The sequence below is a fragment of the Mesorhizobium loti genome (assembly GCA_014189435.1).
Taxonomy (GTDB): domain Bacteria; phylum Pseudomonadota; class Alphaproteobacteria; order Rhizobiales; family Rhizobiaceae; genus Mesorhizobium; species Mesorhizobium loti_G.
In genome coordinates, this window is sequence record CP050293.1 from 6,229,499 (window position 1) to 6,250,287 (window position 20,789).

General features: G+C 62.7%; 19 protein-coding genes. 8 read left to right on the forward strand and 11 right to left on the reverse strand.

All coding sequences use genetic code 11. The features are described from left to right. Window positions 1-135 precede the first annotated feature (135 nt). Complete coding sequence (locus HB777_29860) at window positions 136-1,533, forward strand: sensor histidine kinase (GenBank protein ID QND67732.1); 1,398 nt, start codon at window positions 136-138, stop codon at window positions 1,531-1,533. Next, window positions 1,530-2,192: a response regulator transcription factor gene (locus HB777_29865; protein QND67733.1), complete on the forward strand. Its 663-nt coding sequence runs from the start codon at window positions 1,530-1,532 to the stop codon at window positions 2,190-2,192. The genes HB777_29860 and HB777_29865 overlap by 4 nt, the downstream gene beginning before the upstream one ends. Before the next feature lie 254 nt (window positions 2,193-2,446). Here the strand turns inward: HB777_29865 and HB777_29870 are convergent, their stop codons facing one another. Beyond that, on the reverse strand, window positions 2,447-2,878 hold the full coding sequence (locus HB777_29870) for a hypothetical protein (protein ID QND67734.1): 432 nt from the start codon (window positions 2,876-2,878) through the stop codon (window positions 2,447-2,449). Between the two features lie 412 nt (window positions 2,879-3,290). Then, a complete protein-coding gene (locus HB777_29875) occupies window positions 3,291-3,767 on the reverse strand; it encodes a hypothetical protein (GenBank protein ID QND68949.1) in 477 nt (158 codons plus the stop codon). A gap of 295 nt (window positions 3,768-4,062) precedes the next feature. On the opposite strand from HB777_29875, the gene HB777_29880 reads away from it, so the two are divergent. Together HB777_29880 and HB777_29885 are read left to right on the forward strand one after the other, a co-directional pair. Further along, window positions 4,063-6,066: a PhoX family phosphatase gene (locus HB777_29880; GenBank protein QND67735.1), complete on the forward strand. Its 2,004-nt coding sequence runs from the start codon at window positions 4,063-4,065 to the stop codon at window positions 6,064-6,066. Between the two features lie 198 nt (window positions 6,067-6,264). Beyond that, window positions 6,265-6,489 (forward strand): hypothetical protein, encoded by a 225-nt coding sequence (locus tag HB777_29885; protein QND67736.1) that lies wholly within the window; start codon window positions 6,265-6,267, stop codon window positions 6,487-6,489. On the opposite strand, the gene HB777_29890 is transcribed toward HB777_29885, so the two are convergent. After that, window positions 6,481-7,677, reverse strand: a complete 1,197-nt coding sequence (locus tag HB777_29890; GenBank protein QND67737.1) for an NAD(P)/FAD-dependent oxidoreductase — start codon at window positions 7,675-7,677, stop codon at window positions 6,481-6,483. The genes HB777_29885 and HB777_29890 overlap by 9 nt on opposite strands. A 357-nt stretch (window positions 7,678-8,034) precedes the next feature. Here HB777_29890 and HB777_29895 point away from each other — a divergent pair, with 357 nt between their 5' ends. Beyond that, a complete protein-coding gene (locus tag HB777_29895; protein QND67738.1) occupies window positions 8,035-9,072 on the forward strand; it encodes a DUF2156 domain-containing protein in 1,038 nt (345 codons plus the stop codon). A 260-nt stretch (window positions 9,073-9,332) separates the two neighbouring features. Here the strand turns inward: HB777_29895 and HB777_29900 are convergent, their stop codons facing one another. After that, window positions 9,333-10,094 carry an ABC transporter permease gene (locus HB777_29900; GenBank protein QND67739.1) on the reverse strand — a complete coding sequence of 254 codons (762 nt, stop codon included), beginning with the start codon at window positions 10,092-10,094 and terminating at the stop codon, window positions 9,333-9,335. Beyond that, window positions 10,091-11,017 (reverse strand): ABC transporter ATP-binding protein, encoded by a 927-nt coding sequence (locus HB777_29905; GenBank protein ID QND67740.1) that lies wholly within the window; start codon window positions 11,015-11,017, stop codon window positions 10,091-10,093. Before HB777_29905 ends, HB777_29900 begins: the two co-directional genes overlap by 4 nt. Window positions 11,018-11,247: 230 nt before the next feature. On the opposite strand from HB777_29905, the gene HB777_29910 reads away from it, so the two are divergent. Both HB777_29910 and HB777_29915 read left to right on the forward strand, forming a co-directional pair. Further along, complete coding sequence (locus HB777_29910) at window positions 11,248-12,609, forward strand: cytochrome ubiquinol oxidase subunit I (GenBank protein QND67741.1); 1,362 nt, start codon at window positions 11,248-11,250, stop codon at window positions 12,607-12,609. Between the two features lie 4 nt (window positions 12,610-12,613). Next, the gene (locus tag HB777_29915) at window positions 12,614-13,618 is read left to right on the forward strand and encodes a cytochrome d ubiquinol oxidase subunit II (GenBank protein QND67742.1); all 1,005 of its coding nucleotides are present in this window, start codon (window positions 12,614-12,616) and stop codon (window positions 13,616-13,618) included. Between the two features lie 197 nt (window positions 13,619-13,815). Here HB777_29915 and msrA read toward each other — a convergent pair whose 3' ends face one another. The 4 genes from msrA to HB777_29935 all read right to left on the reverse strand — a co-directional run bounded on the left by msrA (window position 13,816) and on the right by HB777_29935 (window position 17,199). Beyond that, on the reverse strand, window positions 13,816-14,547 hold the full coding sequence (gene msrA / locus HB777_29920) for a peptide-methionine (S)-S-oxide reductase MsrA (GenBank protein QND67743.1): 732 nt from the start codon (window positions 14,545-14,547) through the stop codon (window positions 13,816-13,818). Between the two features lie 111 nt (window positions 14,548-14,658). Further along, on the reverse strand, window positions 14,659-14,940 hold the full coding sequence (locus HB777_29925; GenBank protein ID QND67744.1) for a hypothetical protein: 282 nt from the start codon (window positions 14,938-14,940) through the stop codon (window positions 14,659-14,661). Between the two features lie 104 nt (window positions 14,941-15,044). Next, window positions 15,045-15,743 (reverse strand): DUF1223 domain-containing protein, encoded by a 699-nt coding sequence (locus tag HB777_29930; protein ID QND67745.1) that lies wholly within the window; start codon window positions 15,741-15,743, stop codon window positions 15,045-15,047. A 370-nt stretch (window positions 15,744-16,113) separates the two neighbouring features. Beyond that, entirely contained in the window at window positions 16,114-17,199 is a 1,086-nt protein-coding gene (locus HB777_29935; protein QND67746.1) for a pilus assembly protein, read from the reverse strand. 260 nt (window positions 17,200-17,459) lie between these two features. On the opposite strand from HB777_29935, the gene lepA reads away from it, so the two are divergent. Then, complete coding sequence (lepA, locus tag HB777_29940) at window positions 17,460-19,265, forward strand: elongation factor 4 (GenBank protein QND67747.1); 1,806 nt, start codon at window positions 17,460-17,462, stop codon at window positions 19,263-19,265. A 70-nt stretch (window positions 19,266-19,335) separates the two neighbouring features. On the opposite strand, the gene HB777_29945 is transcribed toward lepA, so the two are convergent. Both HB777_29945 and HB777_29950 read right to left on the reverse strand, forming a co-directional pair. Continuing rightward, window positions 19,336-19,851, reverse strand: a complete 516-nt coding sequence (locus HB777_29945; protein QND67748.1) for a hypothetical protein — start codon at window positions 19,849-19,851, stop codon at window positions 19,336-19,338. A 29-nt stretch (window positions 19,852-19,880) separates the two neighbouring features. Next, a complete protein-coding gene (locus HB777_29950; GenBank protein QND67749.1) occupies window positions 19,881-20,432 on the reverse strand; it encodes a hypothetical protein in 552 nt (183 codons plus the stop codon). Window positions 20,433-20,789 lie beyond the last annotated feature (357 nt).

The window sequence follows — 20,789 nt, forward strand, 5'->3', positions numbered from 1 at the left end:
TATCGCGGACGTTGTTTCCGAAGCGCGCCGGGACGTCAAGCGACCTCGATCAAACGAAGGTCTTGGCAACGGCATGACGGAAGCTCAATGTGCTGGTATCGCCCAGTCTGTCGATTCAGGGGCGGTCAGGGGCTCATGATACGCATTCTGCAAAACCTGGTGCGACGCTGGAGCGACCTTTCTCTTGCCCTGCAATTCGTCGTTGCCGGCGGCTTTGGCCTGCTGGCCGTCATGCTGGTGGTGGGCGCCTGGGTGACAGCGCAGATCCGGGAAGGCGTCATCCGCAATTCAGCCGCCACGACGGCGCTGTACGTCGACAGCGTGATTGCGCCGCTGCTTCCCGACCTGCGCAAGGACCAGGAGCTCAGCGACTCCGTAAAGCGGGCGCTCGACGAGACACTTGGCCAGGGCGCGCTCGGCAAGCGCCTCGAATCGTTTGTGCTCTGGCGCCGCGACGGCACGGTTCTCTATGCGAAGGACGCGTCCCTGATCGGCCGCCGCTTCGGTCCGAGCGACAATCTGCGTTCCGCCTTCAAAGGCAATGTCGTGGCCGAATTCAATACGTTCGATGACGATGAAGAGGAGGAGAAGGAGAAGGCTTCCGGCTTGCCGTTGCTGGAAATCTACAATCCGGTGCGCGAGCCGTGGTCCGGCGAGGTGGTGGCGGTCACCGAATTCTACGAGATCGCCGACGACTTCCAGGCCACCCTGGCTTCCGCTCTGTGGTCCAGCTGGCTGATTGTGGCCGGCGCGACCCTGGCGGCATTCCTGCTGCTGTCGGGCATCGTCCTGCGCGGCAGCCGCACCATCGACGATCAGCGCGGGGCGCTGCGCCGCCAGGTGTCGGAGCTGCAGGGTCTGGTGACGCAAAACAGCGCCCTGCGAATGCGTGTGCAGCGGGCTTCCCGCCGCGCCACCGCGCTCAACGAAAGATATTTGCGCCGTATCGGCGCCGACCTCCATGACGGTCCGGCCCAACTCGTGGCCCTGGCGGCGCTGCGCATGGACAGTCCGATATTTTCCAGCGACGGTCATTCGGGCGAAAGCCGCTCGACCGAGATCGCGATGATCCGCAAGACGCTGGAGGATGCGCTGCGCGAAATACGCGGCATCTGCACCGGCCTCGTCCTGCCGCAGATAGAGACGGCGGCGGCACCGGAAATTCTGCGGCTGGCCGTCAACGAACACGAGCTGAGGACGGGAACGTCGGTGACACTCACGCTGGCCGGACAGTTGCCGGAGCCCGGCGCCTCCGAGAAGATCAGCATCTATCGTTTCGTGCAGGAAGGGCTGAACAACGCCTACCGCCACGGGCGAGGCAAGGATCAAGCGGTGAGTGCCGGGATGAAAGGTGGCAGGCTTTGTGTTGAAGTATCGGACGCCGGGCCAGGCTTCGATCCGGCACGGGTCGAGGGCCTCGGGCTCGCCGGCCTCAGAGAGCGGGTCGAAAGCATTGGTGGCCAGTTCGAAACCTTGACCGGGCCGCAAGGCACGCGATTGGTGATCCGTCTATCGGTTGAGGAGCAAGCATGACTGATGTCATTCGCATCGCCATTGTCGACGATCATCCCCTCTTTCGCGAAGGTGTGACGCGCAGCCTGTCGGAGATCGGAGGCTTCGAGATGGTTGGCGAGGGCGCCACGGCACAGGATGCCGAACGCCTCGCCTCGACGGTGCGGCCCGACATATTGTTGCTCGATATCTCCATGCCGGGCGGCGGTCTGACCGCGGTTGCAGGCATCCTCGCCGGCCATCCCGCCCAGAAGATTGTCATGCTGACCGTTTCGGAGGCCAATGCCGATGTGACCAAGGCGCTCAACGAAGGGGTGCGCGGCTATGTCCTCAAAGGCATCGGATCGCGCGCGCTTGCCGACATCCTGCGCAACGTGGCGGCTGGCGAGAGCTATCTTTCGCCGACGCTGTCGGCCCGGCTGCTTTCGGATCTCCAGTCGCAGAAACCCACCAACGGCATAGCGGACAGGCTGCGGCAACTCACCGAGCGGCAGACGGAAATCCTGCGGCTGGTGGCTGAGGGGCTGAGCAACAAGGAAGTCGCCTTGCGGCTGGAGCTTCAGGAGAAGACCGTCAAGCATCACATGACCGGCGTGCTGTCGAAACTCAATGTGCGAAACCGCACCGAAGCAGCCTTGATGATGCGTGAGGCACGCGACCGCGACGGGAACCATATTTAACAGTTCAGCGCTTCTGGCAAAGCTGAACCGCTCCAGGGACTTCAGTCATCGCGATGCCGGAGATCGCGCGGCGCCGGCCCAAAGCGCGTCGCGTCGAAACGGATTCATGCGCCGCGCTTTAGGTCTTTTTTCCATGCATGTCGTTGTCTCAAAACCGGGGCCACTTTTGAGCGACATGCATTAGAAACGAGGTCACCTCCGCCGGGGGGCGGCGGAGGTGACATGTGAAGCCGGCCGTTGCCTGTTGGCAAGCTTCACAAGGCCTTGAGGCGGCTGACGTCGGCCGGCGTGGCCCGGCGGTCGATGATCGTGCGCCCGAGCGCATCCTCCATCCTGAAACGGCCGTTCTCGAGCTGTTCCGTGATGCCGTTGGGATGCAGGACCGTGATCTTGTTGCCTGTCACGTCGACCTTGTCGCCGGTCGCGGCATTGACATGACTCGCGCTGTTGCCGCTCTTGCCCTTGTTGGATCCCGACTTGCCGGAATTACCGCTGTTGCCGTTCCCGTTGCTGTTGCCGCTATTTCCGCCGCTGCTATTACCGCCGCTGTTGCCGCCACCGGAATTTCCGCCACCGCCACCGGAATTGCCCCCACCACCACCGTTACCGCCTCCACCACCGCCATTGCCGCCGCCGCCCTTGCCGGCCTGTGCGCTGGCGGCATAGATTCCCGAGAGCGGAGCCATGGAGAGCAATCTGATAGGGAGCGATGGTCAACGCCAGCGCGGCGGCCGAGCTGAGCGCCACCCGGCAACAACGGGTCGTGACCGATCTGTGCATGCTGATCCCCGTCGATTGAGCCCGGCGCGCCCACCCTCAACGTTGTAATTACAACCAACATCGCCGAAAGACGTGGTTCCCGGAAGCGACCTCCGACCGTTGCGGTTGTCCCCCAGGACCTTTGCAAGCGCAAGGTTGGACTAAAGTCCTAAGTGTGTGCTATATTAGCTTTGCATGAACGGCGCCACGACCGCCATCGCCGAACGGGAGACTGGTTTTCCCGATGCCGGACGACGGCAGGCGCCGGACATCAAGTCACCTCCGCCGGGGGCGGCGGAGGTGACTTGTGAAGCCGGGCCGCTACATGCTGGCCTTGCCTCACAGTGCCTCGAGGCGACTGAAATCGTCCGCCGTCGCCGGACGTTCGACGATCGTGCGCCCGAGGGCATCCTTCATCTCGAAACGACCGTTCTCGATCACTTCCGTGATGCCGTCGGGATGCTCGACCTCGATGTTGTTGCCGTCCACATCCACCTTGTCGCCGGTGGCTGCATTGACATGATGGCCGGTTCCGCCGTTGCCTGATCCGGAATTGTTGGCTCCGCCATTATTACCGGCGCCGTTGTTACCGCCACCGGGCCCGGAATTGCCGCTGTTTCCGCCGCCACTTCCACCGTTTCCACCACCACCACCACCCCCGCCACCATTTCCGCCATCCTTGGCGTGCGCAGCTGCGGCAACGATGCCGGGAGCGGAGCCGTGGAAGGCGAGTTGACAGGGGGCGATGGCCAGCGCCAATGCCGATATCGCTCTCAAAGCCAGCCCCCGATAGCGGGCGGGGATCGATCCGCGCATCTCGGTCCTCCTCTTCATCAGGCCGATGCCGGGCGTTGGCAAGCCGCCGACCATTGCCGACCTGGCTGCCTTGGCATAAGGGGGCCTACGACCGATGCGGCGCCAACAGGGACCTTTGCTTGTCTAACCAGGGACCTTGGTCCCCCGCGTTGCGCGACCGTGAAGGGTCGGCTGCCGAGATCGTGGAATGCGGTTGAAAGCGGTTTGGGATGTCACGAAGATGTGATCGACCGGATATAAGGGGTTAAACAGGCAACACGCTCCAGCCATCCCCAAAGCCAGAGGCAAGCCCCAAATGACCGAACATCGCTTCCCCGACGCCCGATTCCGCACCAGCCTGCTCGAGGAAAACGACGGCCCGGCCACCAACCCCACCGACAACCGCACCATGGGCGAGATCATCGCCGCGCGGTTTTCGCGCCGTGGCTTCCTCAAGGGCTCGCTGGCCGTCTCGGCCATTGCCGCCACCGTCAGCCCGCTGGCGCTGATCAGCGCCGACGAGGCCCGGGCCGCCGAAAGTTCGGCCTTCGTGTTCGACGAGTTGGAGGCCGGCATCGACGACAAGCATCATGTCGCGCCGGGCTACGATGCCGATGTGCTGTTGCGCTGGGGCGACCCGCTGTTTGCCGATTCGCCGGACTTCGACCCAACGAAACAGTCGGCCGAAGCCCAGGCGAAACAATTCGGCTACAACAACGACTATGTCGGCTATCTGCCGATCGACGGTTCGGCCGAACATGGCCTGCTGGTGGTCAACCACGAATACACCAACCCGCATCTGATGTTCCCGGGCATCGTGAAGATCGTCGAAAAGGACGGCAAGAAGTCGGCCGAAGTCGCGCCCCTGTCGAAGGAGCAGGTCGATGTCGAGATGGCGGCCCACGGCGGCACCATCGTCGAGATCCGCAAAGACGCTGGCAAATGGCAGGTGGTGCGCGACGGCAAGCTCAATCGCCGCATCACCTCCAACACCGAAATGGCGCTGTCCGGTCCGGTCGCCGGCCATGACCGCGTCAAGACCAATGCCGACCCGTCCGGCACCAAGGTTTTCGGCACGTTCAACAACTGCGCCGGCGGCGTTACGCCCTGGGGCACCTATGTGATGGCCGAGGAAAACATCCACGGCTATTTCTCCGGCGAACTGCCCGAGGGCCACAAGGAAGCCGCCAACTACAAGCGCCTCGGCATTCCCGAAGGCGCCTATGAATGGGCGGCGCATTACGACCGTTTCGACCTCGGCAAGGAGCCCAACGAGGCCAACCGCTTCGGCTGGATCGTCGAGGTCGACGTCAACGACCCGACCTCGACGCCGAGGAAGCGCACCGCCATGGGCCGCTTCAAGCATGAGGGCGCCGAATCGATCGTCGCCAAGGACGGCCGCGTCGTCTTCTATCTCGGCGACGACGAGCGCTTCGACTATGTCTACAAGTTCGTCACCAAAGCCGCGTTCAATCCGAACGACCATGCCGCCAACAAGGACCTGCTCGACGACGGCACGCTGCATGTCGCCAGATTCGCCGAAGACGGCACGGTCGAATGGCTGCCGATTGTCTTCGGCCAGGGGCCGCTGACGGCTGAAAACGGCTTCGCTGGGCAGGCCGACGTGCTGATCGAGACGCGCCGCGCCGCCGACCTGCTCGGCGCCACCAAGATGGATCGCCCGGAAGACATCCAGCCCAATGGTGTCAACGGCAAGGTCTATGTCATGCTGACCAACAATTCGAAGCGCAAGGCCGACCAGGTCGACGCCGCCAACCCGCGCGCCGAAAACGCCTTCGGCCACATCATCGAGATATCGGAGGACGGCGGCGATTTCGCTGCCGCCAAGGGCAAGTGGGAAGTGCTGCTGAAATGCGGCGATCCCTCGGTGGCCGATGTCGGCGCCACCTTCTCGACGGCAACGACGGCCAATGGCTGGTTCGGCATGCCCGACAATTGCGCGGTCGATTCGGCCGGTCGCCTGTGGGTCGCCACCGACGGACAGGGGCCGAAAGCCACCGGCCGCACCGACGGCCTGTGGGCGGTGGACACCGAAGGGTCGGCGCGGGCAACCTCGAAACTGTTCTTCCGCGTGCCGATCGGCGCCGAAATGTGCGGTCCGCTGTTCGCGCCCGATGACCAGACCGCCTTCGTCGCCGTCCAGCATCCGGGCGACGGCGGCGAGGACTGGGAGGCGTTCGGCCGCCCGTCCTACTATGAGGATCTGTCGACACGCTGGCCCGACTTCAAGCCCGACATGCCGGTGCGGCCGTCGGTGGTCGCCATCACCAAACAGGGTGGCGGCAAGATCGCGGTCTGATATCGGGCGCTGGCAGCGGAGCAGAATTCCGCACCGCTGCTACACTTTGAAGTCGCGGCATGGATCCTGGGGTCTGCGCCGCGTCGCTTCGCCCGTTGCTCCGCCCCCGGATGACGAAGCTATCGGTGAATCCATTCAAGCCTCGGGAAAGATTGGCAATTTGAACGTGGCGCCCTAGGTCTTTCTCAGGAGATCGCCATGTCGAAGTCCGTCTATGACCGTGGCTTGCTCAAGCCAGCCGATATCGCCAAGCTGCAGCGCGTGTTCGACGAGGCCTGCCGGCGGCGCGAAGCGCATCCCGATTCCACCGGTGCGCGCGAAATCGCGCTTAACCTGCTCGCCCTGCACAATGCCGGCATGGTCGAAGAAGAGATGCTGATGGAAGCCGTCGGTTTCCGGCGACTCGAGCCGAAGTCAGCGTAATGCACCGGATTGGTGGGAGACGTCGGCGGAGCCGGCGATCCGTTTGACGATCGCCTTCGCCAGGATGCCGGCATTGGCGAAGCAGCCGCGAATGCTTGGCCGCATGCCAGTGAACCACAGGCCGGGCAATTTCGGATCGGCTTGCCCGCCATTGAACAGCGGAACGCCCTTGCCGTCGAGCACGCCAAGCTTGCCGACCATGGGCTCCAGCCCGGTGCGGTAGCCTGTCGCGGCAATGACGATGTCGGGATCGATCAGGCTGCCATTGGCCAGGATCACGCCGTCGCGGGTGAATTCCCGTATGGCCGGCACGACGGTGATCTTGCCGGCCTTGATGGCGTCGACGGCACCGTCATCGGCGGCGATCGCGGTGTAGTCAGAGGTCAGGCGGCTGGCGCCGCCCTTGGGTGCGGGCGGCATGCCGAATTTGGTCAGGTCGCCGAAGACCAGGCGCTGCGTTGCCGCGATCGCCACATCGGCGACCCGCAACGGCAAGCGCGCCATGAACGGCGAAAGCCGGTGCACGGCGATCTTGCCGATGCGCTTTGGCAGGATGGCGGGGCCGCTGCGGGCCGACAGCCAGATGGCGGCCGTGCCTATGCCGGCCAGATGATTGAGTGCGTCGAAGCCCGAATTGCCGGCGCCGACAACCAGCACTTTCTGGCCCGCATAGTCCTGCGCATCGCCGAAATCCGCCGAATGGATGATGCGGCCGCCGAAATCCGTCATGCCTTTCCATTCAGGAGTGAATGGCTGCCTGTCGCGGCCGGTGGCGATGACGACATTGCGGGCCAGGCGCGGTCCGGCGCTGGTCCGCAGCACCCAATGATCGCCCTTGAAGGCGACTTCTTCGACAGCGACGCCAAACTGCACCGGCAGCCGATTCTCATCCCTGAAATCATTCATGTGGCGGATGACGACCATCCTTTGCGGAAAGGCGGGGGTGCCCGGGGGATAGGCGAGACCAGGCAGCGAAGAAAGATCTCGGTGGGTGTTGAGATGCAGCTGCTTGTGCCGCCTGTGCCAGGGCTCGGCCAGCCGGCTTTCCTTTTCCAGGATCGCCGTCGGCACGCCGGCGTTCATCAAGGCATGCGCGACGGCCAGTCCGGCAGCGCCGGCGCCAACGACGATCGCCGGCTCGACCGTTATCGGCAGGTCCGCAACCGATCTGATCGTCGTATCAGTCATTCACTCTTGAATCCCATTCGACCGCCCTGCCGCAAGGCTCGCATGACGCTGTAACCATTTGATCCCGCGCAGGACCCATCCCCGCAAACCGCTGCCGATTTTCGAGCCATACGATTTTCGAGCCATACGCCGGGCCGCGGTTGCGCTCTATATGGCATATGCGCGATATCAACGGTAATCAGGTCGCGGCAATGTGATTGATTCGAGGCCCTGGGGGGCTGGCGGGTCTCTGTTATCCCCCACGCGCATGCCCGAAATCGGGTTCGATTTTCGCGGCCATGCGCAGAATCAAAGTGTTACAGCACCTTTGCGCGTCTTGGACGCGCGGCGTTGTAGGCGGCACGCGGAATCTCGACCATGCCCTCCTTGCGGATCTATTTCGACAACATCCTTGAGGCCGCCGCGCCCAAGGTCGAGCGGCAGGCGCTGACCCATGTCGAACGACTGGCGCTTGTTCGCCGCCATGGCGACTTCTCGCTTGCCTACTCCACCGCCGTTCAAAACAAGCTTTCCTATTTCGGCGATGCCGACGGCTACATCGCCTTCGGCACCAAGATGAAGCATCATTTCGCGCTCGGCGATCCGGTGGCGGCTCCAATGCTGCGGCCCGACTATATCAGACGCTTCGTCGAGACCGCCGGCAGCCCGTGGTTCGTGCAGATCGGCGAGGAAACCGCACGCGTGCTGGCCGGGCTCGGCTACAAGGTCAATCGTCTCGGCATCGACACCCGTCTCAATCTGCCCGATCATGATTTTTCCGGAAAGCGCAACGAAACCGTGCGCTACTCCGAGCGCTGGCTGTTGAAGAAGGGCTTTTCGTTCGAAGAGGACAAGCGCACGATCCACCTCGACGAGATCGCCCGGCTCTCCGAGAACTGGCGCGGCGACCGCATCGTCAAGCGCTGGGAGATGGGCTTTCTCAACCGGCCGTTCGCAGATCAGCTCGGCACCGCCATGCGCCGTTTCGTGCTGCACGGCCCCTGGGGCGAGCTGGTCGCGCTACTCGACTTCGACCCGTTGTTTGCCGACGGCAAGGTCATCGGCTACACCACCGCCTTCAAGCGCAAGCACATCGATGCCTCGCCGCATGCCGAGATCGGCCTGACCAAATTCGCCGTCGACCGTTTTCGCGAAGAGGGCGTCTCGGTGGTCACGCTCGGCCTGTCGCCGCTCGTCGACATCGGGCCGAGCGGCTTTGCCGAAAGCGACTTCTGGCGCAACACCTTCCAGCGCGCCTATGACTCGCCCTGGGTCAACCGCCGCAGGTTCAACCTGCAGGGCCAGGCGGCGTTCAAACGCCGTTTCCACGGTGTCGAGGAGCCGGTCTACATCGCCTTCCGCGAGGGGACGTATGTCGAGATGCTTGGGTTGCTGCGGCTGGTCAAGGCAATTTGAGGTCGGTCGCAGGACCTGGGTTCCTCGCCCCCGCGGATGCGGGGAGAGGTGGCCCGGCGTAGCCGGGACGGAGAGGGGGACGCCATTCGCGAAGCCAAAACACGGTGAGGACAGGGGCGCGAGGCTGGCCTCGACACGAAGCCATCGGGCGCTTTCAACAAGGACTTTCTCAGCCGCCGCGAAGGCCCCTCTCCGTCCCGGCTTTGCCGGGCCACCTCTCCCCACGTTGTGGGGCGAGGAACCCAAGTTTTGCGAAGCCGTCAGTTCCTTAGCCGGTAACCTGTCCTGAATATCCAGGCGACGATGGTTATGCAGACCAGCAGGAAGACGACGGTCATGCCAAGGCTGACGCCGACCGAGACGTCGGATTTGCCGTAGAAGCTCCAGCGGAAGCCGCTGATCAAATAGACGACCGGATTGAACAGCGTCACCGTGCGCCAGATCCCGGGCAGCATGTTGATCGAGTAGAAGCTGCCGCCGAGGAAGGTCAGCGGCGTGATGATCAAGAGCGGCACCAGCTGCAGCTGCTCAAAGCTCTTCGCCCAGATGCCGATTATGAAGCCGAACAGGCTGAAGGTCACCGCCGTCAGCACCAGGAAGGCGAGCATCCAGAACGGGTGCAGGATGGTGAGCGGCACGAACAGCGAGGCTGTGGCCAGGATGATCAGGCCGAGGATGATCGACTTTGTCGCCGCGCCGCCGACATAGGCGATGACGATCTCCAGATAGGAGACCGGCGCCGACAGAAGCTCGTAGATCGAGCCGACGAATTTCGGGAAATAGATGGCAAAGGAGGCATTGGAGATCGACTGCGTCAACAGCGACAGCATGATCAGCCCCGGCACGATGAAGGCGCCGTAGCTGATGCCGTCGATCTCGGTGATGCGCGAGCCGATGGCCGAGCCGAAGACGACGAAATACAGCGATGTCGAGATGACCGGCGAGACGATGCTCTGCAGCACGGTGCGGAAGGCCCGCGCCATCTCCATCCGGTAGATCGCCCATACCGCGCGCAGGTTCATGGCTCTCTCCTCACCAGATTGACGAAGATCTCCTCGAGCGAGCTGTTTTGCGTGTCGATGTCTCGGAACTGGATGCCGCCGGCCTCGAGATCGCGGATGAGCGAGGCGACGCCTGGCCGCTCGGCCTGGTTGTCATAGGTGTAGGTCAGCTGTCCGCCATCCGGCGACAGCTCCAGCGCGTAGCGCGAGAACGCCTCGGGAATGGCCGTCAGCGGATTGCGCAGTTCCAGCACCAGCCGCTTGCGGCCGAGCTTGCGCATCAGTTCGGCCTTGTTCTCGACCAGGATGATCTCGCCGCGGTTGATGACGCCGACGCGGTCGGCCATCGCCTCGGCTTCCTCGATGTAGTGGGTGGTGAGGATGATGGTGACGCCGTCCTCGCGCAGCCGGCGCACCATCGCCCACATGTCCTGGCGCAGCTCGACGTCGACGCCGGCGGTCGGCTCGTCGAGGAACAGGATGCGCGGCTCGTGCGACAATGCCTTGGCGATCATCAGCCGGCGCTTCATGCCGCCGGAGAGCGTGATCGCCTTGGCGTCCTTCTTGTCCCACAGCGACAGGTCGCGCAGCACCTTCTCGACGAAGGCCGGGTTGGCCGGTTTGCCGAACAGGCCACGGCTGTAGTTGACCGTCGCCCAGACGCTCTCGAAGGCATCGATGGTCAGTTCCTGCGGCACCAGCCCGATCAGGCTGCGCGCGGCGCGGTAATCCTTGTTGATGTCGTGGCCGTCGACGGTGACGGTGCCCGACGAGCGGTTGACGATGCCGCAGACGATCGAGATCAGCGTCGTCTTGCCGGCGCCGTTGGGCCCAAGCAGCGCAAAGATCTCACCGCGCTGGATGTCGAGGTTGACCTCCTTGAGCGCTGTAAAACCGGTGGCGTAGGTCTTGGAGACCCCAGAAATGGAGAGAATGGAGGGCATGGATGAAAACGGCTGCTTGAAAGAGGTCCCCTGATATAGGCCGAATGTCGGTGCATGCAACCGCAAGTCAGCGCCGCTGCTGACAGTTCTCGACAGTCGTTCCGGCACGGCGCCACGCATGCGTCATATTGGCAGGGCGCTGCGGCGTTCCGCCTCGCGGCGGGACGCCGCTTTGACCGACCGGCGCGACAGGCCTATTCTTGGCTCATTAGCAGCAGCCGGAGCCCACCATGGACCCGCTCATCCTCTCGCGCATGCAATTCGGCGCGAATATTTCGTTCCATATATTGTTTCCGACGATCACCATTGCGCTGGGCTGGGTGCTGCTGTTCTTCAAGCTGCGCTATAACGCGACCAACGATTCCGCCTGGATGCGCGCCTATTTCACCTGGGTGAAGGTGTTCGCGCTGTCCTTCGCCATGGGCGTGGTCTCGGGCGTCACCATGAGCTTCCAGTTCGGCACCAACTGGCCGGGCTACATGGAAAAGGTCGGCAACATTGCCGGGCCGCTGCTGGCCTACGAGATCCTCACCGCCTTCTTCCTCGAAGCGGCCTTCCTCGGCATCATGCTGTTCGGTTTCCGCCGTGTCTCCAACCGCATCCACACGCTGGCGACGGTGCTGGTCGCCGGCGGCACCACCCTGTCGGCCTTCTGGATCATCGCGCTCAATTCCTGGATGCAGACGCCGGCCGGCTTCGAGATCCGTGACGGCGTGGCGCACGCCGTCGACTGGTGGGCGATCGTCTTCAACCCGTCGATGCCTTACCGGCTGGTTCATATGCTGCTTGCCTCCGGGCTCACAGTATCCTTCCTGATATCAGGCCTGTCGGCGCTGCGTTATCTCAAGGGCGACCGCTCGGAATCGATGTGGAAGGCGCTGCGCACCGGCGTCTTCACCGCGGCGGTCCTGATCCCGATCCAGATCTTTGCCGGCGACCAGCATGGCCTCAACACGCTGGAGCATCAGCCGCAGAAGATCGCCGCCATGGAAGCCAACTGGAACACCGGCCCCAACGTGCCGCTGGTCCTTTTTGCGCTCCCCGACGAGGCGGCCCGCGAAAACAAATTCGAGATCGCCATTCCAGACGGGGCCAGCCTGGTGCTGCGGCACAGCGCCAGCGGCGTGGTGCCGGGGCTGAACGACTATCCCGGCAACCACCCGCCGGTGTTCCCCGTGTTCTGGGGTTTCCGCATCATGGTCGGCACCGGCATATTGATGCTGCTCGTCTCGTGGTCGGCGGCTTTCTTCCTCAAGCGCCGGCACGGCCTGCCCAAGCCGCTCGCCCTGCTGATGGTGCCGATGGCGCTGTCGGGCTGGCTGGCGACGCTGGCCGGCTGGTACACCACCGAGATCGGCCGGCAGCCCTGGCTGGTGACGGGCGTGCTGAAAACCGCCGACGCGGTCGGCCCGGTGGCCGGCAGCCATGTCGCGCTGACGCTGGCCATCTACCTCATTCTCTATGTGCTTTTGCTGATCGCCTATCTCGGCGTGCTGGTGCACCTGGCGCTGAAGGCGGCGAAGGACGGCGATGCATCGCCGCTGCCGGGCGTGATGAAGACGGCCATGTCGCAACCGGCTGCGGGGGAGTAAGAACATGACTTTCGACTGGCCAACCGCGCTTCCCCTGATCTTCGCCGGCCTGATGGGCCTCGCCATCCTGATCTACGTCATTCTCGACGGTTTCGATCTCGGCATCGGCATCCTGTTCGCCGTCGCCGAAGATGCCGAACAGGACACGATGATTGCCGCGATCGGCCCGTTCTGGGACGCCAACGAAACCTGGCTGGTGCTGGCCGTCGGCCTGCTGCTGGTCGCCTTCCCGATGGCGCATGGCGTCATCCTGACCGCGCTCTACATTCCGGTCTTCGTGCTTTTGGTCGGGCTGATCCTGCGCGGCGTCGCCTTCGATTTCCGCGCCAAGGTGCCGACCGAGCGCAAGCACCGCTGGAACCGTATTTTCTTCCTCGGTTCGATCATCGCTTCGCTGGCACAGGGCTACATGCTGGGCGTCTATGTGTTGGGCCTCGATGTCGGCTTCGGAGGCATGGCATTCGGCGTGCTGGTGGCGTTCTGCCTTGCCGCCTCCTATGCGGCGATGGGTGCCGCCTGGGTCATCTACAAGACCGAGGGCGAGTTGCAGAAGAAGGCGGTGCGATGGCTGCGCACAGCGCTGGTGCTGACCGCGCTCGGCATGGCCGCGGTGTCGCTGGCGACGCCCTTCGCCAGCCCGCGCATCTTCGACAAATGGTTCGTCTGGCCCTCGATGCTCTATCTGTCGCCGCTGCCGATCCTGTCGGCGCTGCTGTTCGGCTGGCTGTGGCGGCAGACCTTCCACCTGCCGAAACCCAACGACCGCCATTCGCTGACGCCGTTCCTGACGCTCGCCACCATCTTCGCGCTCGGCTTTGCCGGTCTCGCCTGGTCGTTCTATCCGTTCGTGGTGCCGGATCGTTTGACCATCTGGCAAGCGGCCTCGGCACCGGAGAGCCTGGCCATCATCCTGGCCGGCACCGTGGTCGTGCTGCCGGTCATCATCTTCTATTCCTTCTATGCCTACCGGGTGTTTGGCGGGAAGGCGACGGATTTGACGTATGATTGAGGGGGTTGGCGCGCGAGGCGCCCCCTCTGGCCTGCCGGCCATCTCCCCCTCAAGTGGGGAGATCGGCAGCTTCGCTGTCCCGCTCATCCTGCGGCGTTGACAATTGGCGAAGGCGGCGGAGTGCGTAATCTCCCCACTTGAGGGGGAGATGCCCGGCAGGGCAGAGGGGGGCGCCGCGCGCTGACCCCTCTTTTGGCTCAATTGCTCGCCGACAGCACCAGCACCGGCTTCTCGCTATAGAGCGCCGGGAACAGCGCCTTCAAATTCGCCACCTTGGGCAGGTCGTTGTAGACGATGTAGGGATAGGTCGGGTTCAGCGTCAGGAAGTCCTGATGATAATTCTCGGCCGGATAGAAGGTCTTGCCGGTTTCCAGCGTGGTGACGATCGGCGCCGCAAACACCTTGGCCTGGTCGAGCTGGGTGATGTAGCTCTGCGCGATCTTCTTTTGTGCATCGTTTTCGGCAAAGATCGTCGAACGGTATTGCGTGCCCGAATCCGGTCCCTGGAAATTCAGCTGGGTCGGATTGTGGGCGACCGAGAAATAGACCTGCAGCAGCTGGCCGTAGGTCACCTTGGACGGATCGTAGGTGATCTCGACGGATTCGGCGTGACCGGTGCGGCCTGAGCCGACCGTCTCGTAGACGGCGTCATCCTTGGCGCCGCCGGTGTAGCCGGAGACGGCCTTGCTGACGCCCTTGACGTGCTGGAACACGCCCTGCACGCCCCAGAAGCAGCCGCCGGCGAAGATTGCCTTTTCACTGCCGCCGGCAGCCTTTTCGTCAAAAGCCGGCGGCGGGATCTTCACTGCGTCCTCGGCCGAAACCGCCGGGCTCAGCCAGAAGGCGGCGCCCGCGGCGGCAAGCGCAAGGGCGGCAAGCGCGCCTTTGACAAAGCCGAACGAACGGTTTGAAATCTTGATGTCGGTCATGGTTGCACTCCTCATGGCTTCCATTGGGATCAGTCTATTGGATCAGCTACGGCGGCGCGACGCACGAGTTGCGGCGGGGGCTCACATTCGCGTGCGCCGTCGGCAGCCTGGCTAGTTTGCCGGCTTCATCGCATCGGTTGCGGGTTTCATCGCGTCAGCCGCCGGTTTCATCGCGTCGGCCGCTGGCTTCATGGAATTGGTGGCCATCGGGTCGGCAGGCTTCATGGCATCCGTCGCAGGCTTCATCGCATCGGCGGCTGGTTTCATCGCATTGGCGGCAGGCTTCATCGCGTTGGTCGCATCATCGGCACGGGCAATGCCGCCGGCGAGCAGCGCCGTCGAGCACAGAGCGAGAGCGAGAGCCGGCAGCGTCAGGCGGAACAGAGTTGTCATGGTGGGTCTCCTTGGGGTTGGTCGTGGAAGGCGCGCCCTCTTGGCGGCCGTGCTATGCGGCGCCGCGCGTGCGGCGTTTGCGCAATCTCTTGTCGAAGTGTGATCTAGTTTGTCGCAGCGGCCAGGATCGGCCCGCCACTGGGCGACTGCACGAGCACGGCGGTGCTCAGGCCGTCCGACGCTGGCGGCAGATCCAGCGCCGTGGCGTCGCCGGTCCAGCTGCCGAGTTTCTTCAGCGCATGCACGACATTGGCGTGCGGCAGGGTGCGGCCGGTGTTTTCGCCGCGCGCCACCGGCACCTCGACGACGCCTTTGAGATAGCGCACCAGCCAGACATCGGCCCGGCCGGCCGGCGCGGCGCCAGCGCCGATGCTGATCTTGCCATTGTTGAGCGACAGCGCCGGGCCGCTCGCCGGGCCGCTCGCCGAAATCAGCTTTTCGATCTCGCCGGGCGCGGCGCCGACGGCATCGGCATGGCCGTTGACCACCACTTGCGGCGTGAACGGGCCGTCATGGCCGAGCGGCGGCTCGTAGCTGATCTGGCGCTGGGTGAATTCCTGGCGGCCGAAAATGTCCTTCCAGCCGAGATAGTCCCAGTAGGTGACGTTGAACGACAGCGCCAGCACGCCGGGCTGGTCCTTGACCTTGATCAGATTGGCGTTGGCCGGCGGGCAGGACGAGCAGCCCTGGCTGGTGAACAGCTCGACCACGGTGAGCGGCTGGGCGGCCGCCGCACTGAGCGACACTGCCAGCGCAAGCGCGGCCAGGCTGGACAATGCGATAGGCTTGCAGGATGACGGCATCGGCTTGCTCCGTGGGCGGCGGCGCTTCGAATGCACCGCTCATGTCCCCACTTCGCCGCCGCTTGCCGCTTCGTTACAGCGCTCACCGGTTTGTGATGAAGGTTCGTCGCTTTGCTGCTCTGGACAGAGTCACTGGCGATCGCGGCATGGCAATCTCCCCCTCGTGGGGGGATGTCCGGCAGGACAGAGGGGGGCGTCGTAGAACACCAACAGAGGCGTGGTTCGACGGCCGCCGTTGCGCAACGGTAGAATGATCGTCAGATAACTGAGAAAAAGGGGCTGATATCGCCTACCACACCAAAGCTGGCGGGACAGCGCGCCCCTCTGGCCTGCCGGCCATCTCCCCCACACGGGGGAGATCGGCCAATCTCTACTGCGTCAGCCGCGTATTGTTGGGTCGCTTGTTGAAGTCGCACTTGCCGCTCACGTTGTAGAAGAAGTCGGCGTTGCTGACCGGCGCCGGCACCGCATTGCCGCCGTCTTCCCAGGCCTGGTAGCCTGTCGAGCCGCAAGGCACGAGGCCGAAGATATCGACGATCTGGCCGGTCGCCATCTCGGCCGGAGGGACGTCCTTGCTTGTCGAGCTATAGAGCCGGTTGGACGTGGTCGGATCGTTCGACATGAGTGTCGTTGGCTGGGGTGGTTTTGCCTTGGCGGCGGACGGCACGTCCATCTGCAGATAGAGGCCGGCCATCTGGCTGACGTCGATTGACGCACCGGCGCCATTGGCCGGATACATCGTATCGACACAGTAATACTTCGTAAGGAACTTGTCGGTCTGGATCACCGCCCCGGAAGGCGTGTTGGAGTCGACGAGCTTACATACCTGCTTCTGGGCCATTGTGGTGACGGTCTTGCCGGCTGAATCGGTGGTAAGGACGTTGACGATGGTGGTACCGTAGCCTTTCGGATCTCCGGTCCCGCCATAGGTATAGTCGATCGTCATCAGCGGCTTGCCCGCCGCCGCACCGAACATCGTGCCGTAGAGCGTCATTGTCTTGTTCCAGTAACCCGATACGCCGGTGACCTTGAAGGTCGCCTCCACCAAAGCCGGCGCCTTGTTCACCGCCGATACGACGCCGATCGGCACGGAGGTGACCCTGGCGATCTGCATGAACACGGTCGGCATGGCGAAACTCGCCGTGGCCTGCGCGGTGGCGGTGCCGTTGGCGCTGACGTCGAAGCTGTTCAGCGTCGCGGTGCCCTGTCCGCCATTGGCGGCGTAGGAATTCTGCAGCACCACCTGGCGCTGCGGCTTCGTCGAGGCGGTATCCATCGAGGTGATCGACAGGATCGCGGCATCGAGTGCCGCCTGCTCGGTCGACCTGGTCTGGACCGCCGAGGTGTAGTCGACCGAAAAGCCGATGGCGGTGATCAGCGGGATCATGGTGAGAATGAGTATCGGTGCGAACGAGCCGCTCCGCGACTCGATAAACCTGCCTGCCAGCCCCCGCATGCCTTGATCCTTATAGCCGAATATCCCTACCGGCTAACATGCCACTCGCAAATTATGCTCTAATGGACTTGGTTAAAATTTATCGACTTTTTGCGAAACCGCCTGTTAAAGCCGACAAAAGCCCGCACCGCTTGCCCGGCGGCGGCCTGCTCCGCTTTCCGGCAAAGGCTGTACGGGGCTTGCCAGGCAACGGGCCGCACCATTTGTCCGGCGGCAGCCTGCCGCTTGCTCGGGCAAGCCGCCCCTGCTAAACGCGCGCCATGAGCACGCCCCTCGACCACATCCGCAATTTCTCCATCGTCGCCCATATCGACCATGGCAAATCCACGCTTGCCGACCGGCTGATCCAGCTGACCGGCGGGCTGGAGCTGCGCGACATGAAGGAGCAGGTGCTGGACTCGATGGACATCGAGCGCGAGCGCGGCATCACCATCAAGGCCCAGACGGTGCGGCTGAAGTACCACGCCAACAATGGCGAGGACTATATCCTCAACCTGATCGACACGCCCGGACACGTCGACTTCGCCTATGAAGTGTCGCGGTCGCTGGCCGCCTGCGAGGGCTCGCTGCTGGTCGTCGACGCCTCCCAGGGCGTCGAGGCGCAGACGCTGGCCAATGTCTACCAGGCCATCGACAACAACCACGAGATCGTCGTGGTGCTGAACAAGGTCGACCTGCCGGCCGCCGAGCCCGAGCGCATCCGCGAGCAGGTCGAGGAGGTGATCGGCATCGACGCCTCCAACGCCGTGCTGATCTCGGCCAAGACCGGGCTTGGCATTCCGGATGTCTTGGAGGCCATTGTCCACCAATTGCCGCCACCGCGCGAAGGCGACGCGACCGCGCCCTTGAAGGCGATGCTGGTCGACAGCTGGTACGACGCCTATCTCGGCGTCATCGTGCTGGTGCGCGTCATCGATGGCGTGCTGAAAAAGGGCCAGACCATCCGCATGATGGGCACCGGCGCCAAGCACCTGGTCGAGCGCACCGGCGTGTTCACGCCTGCCCGCATCAATGTCGACGAGCTCGGCCCCGGCGAGTTCGGCTTCTTCACCGGCTCGATCAAGGAAGTGGCCGACACCCGCGTCGGCGACACCATCACCGAGGACAAGCGCTCGACCGCCAAGGCGCTGCCCGGCTTCAAGCCGGCGCAGCCGGTGGTGTTCTGCGGCCTGTTCCCGGTCGACGCCGCCGATTTCGAGGATCTGCGCGCCGCCGTCGGCAAATTGCGCCTCAACGACGCGTCCTTCTCCTTTGAAATGGAAACCAGTGCCGCGCTCGGCTTCGGCTACCGCTGCGGCTTCCTTGGCCTGCTGCATCTGGAAATCATCCAGGAGCGGCTGGAGCGCGAGTTCAACCTCGACCTGATCGCCACCGCACCCAGCGTCGTCTACCGGCTGGCTCTGACCGACGGCTCGATGAAGGAGCTGCACAACCCGGCCGACATGCCCGACGTGGTGAAGATCTCGGCCATCGAGGAGCCGTGGATCCGCGCCACCATCCTGACGCCCGACGATTATCTCGGCGGTATCCTGAAACTCTGCCAGGACCGGCGCGGCATCCAGGCCGACCTCTCCTATGTCGGCAAGCGCGCCATGCTGATCTACGATCTGCCGCTCAACGAAGTCGTCTTCGATTTCTACGACCGGCTGAAGTCGATCTCCAAGGGCTACGCCTCCTTCGACTATCACCTCACCGACTACAAGGAAGGTGACCTGGTAAAAATGTCGATCCTGGTCAATGAGGAGCCGGTGGACGCGCTTTCGATGCTGGTGCACCGCACGGCGGCGGAAAAGCGCGGCAGGCAGATGTGCGAGAAGCTGAAGGAGCTGATCCCGAACCATCTGTTCAAGATCCCGATCCAGGCCGCGATTGGCGGCAAGGTCATTGCCCGCGAAACCATCTCGGCGCTGCGCAAGGACGTGACCGCCAAATGCTACGGCGGCGACGTCTCGCGCAAACGCAAGCTGCTGGACAAGCAGAAAGAAGGCAAGAAGCGGATGCGGCAGTTCGGCAAGGTGGATATCCCGCAGGAGGCGTTTATCCAGGCGCTGAAGATGGGGGATTGAGGTTATCCGCTTCGCGACCACTCGCATCGATCCAGTTGGTTAACAAGAGCGCAAATCCGGACGAGGATGGCTAGGCTTCGCAGCTTACCTGGTCCCCAGCAGAACTGCTTTGGCCAAGAACGCCGGGTAGTGGAACGGCAGGGAAGGAGACGCGACCCACTGCTGAACCTATCGCCTCTCTACATCGCTTCGCAAAGTCTACGTCGATATTCTCGCTAAGGTATTTAGCAATCAAAAACAGATCCGACGTGCTGACCAACGCCGTGGAGCTGGCTTTCGACGCACTCTGACACTTCTCAGTAAATGGATCGCCGCGTTCATCTATTGCTGTCAGACGGTAGCTATTGCCGAACAATACACCCTTTGCGAGTTCATCGACGTCATCGCGTGCAAAGTCCTCGTGTACGTTGAGGGCCAGTTGACGCAGTTTTGTGACATTAACGGGCTTATCGTCTTTTCCCTCAGCCTCCCCAATTAACCTCCCCTCTGGGGACGTGAATACAACATCAAGCTCTAAGTCAGCCGTTTTAAATCCTTCCGCCTCATAGCCAAGAATCCGCAGGGCCTTGATGATAGATTTCTCCAAGGGAACACCCTTCTCATAGAGAAGCCCCCTCAAAGACGAAATATCCAGCAGTTTATCTTTAGACCATTAGTCTCCGTGCTTATTCTTGAAAATTCAGCGTCAAGAGTGGCGATCCTACCTTCGATATCAATCTCCGCTTTTAGTCTGTAAGTGAGAGCCGAAGCCCAAGGCGGTTCTGGTGTAATCTCGACAGAATTCTTGATGGCCTTGTCGATTGAAACTGCTGCATCGATCAACCTATTGGCGAACCTCTGACTTTCGTCGGACGAGCGTAGCGCGTCCTTCTCAGCAGTCACTCCAGAGACGCCGGCCTCGACGTCGACATCTGGCAACAAAACGAGAGCGCCGTTAGCCGTTCTTGAGCGAACAATCAGGCCAACAGCCTTTCCGCCGTTGCGAGTCAGTATTTGGCCAGAAACTCCAGCTCCATCAAATATCAACTTATAAGTTGAACAACCTTCGAAGCCCTTCCAATAGTCAATCAAGGGTTCCGATTTCGTCGCTGCAAGTACCATTGAGCTTCCCACGCTTGGCGTCAATCGGATGGTGTACGGCAAAAACTGATAGTTGTCGTAATCCATCACCATTCGCGTCACTCGTGAATTACGCCCGCTCCCAGAGTATGTTCGCTCTCCGGTCGCTATAGATACTGGTGTCAAATCGGTCATAAAGACGATAACTGTCTTTCCGCTATCGACGGCGTCCCTTATCTCCCTGCGCCAATGTTCCATGTAGCGCTTAAGAGCGAAGGAGCTGTCGTCGTCTAAGCATGGCTTGCCATTGTAATTCTCTCGCGCAATCATGTGGCGCCCGATCTCGGGTCGGAACATAATAATATCGAAGTCGAGGAGTGAATTGTTTCTACTAAACTCGATATAACTGATAGCATTATTACGACATCTGATTCCAACAGATGCGATTGAGCGGTTAGGCATGAT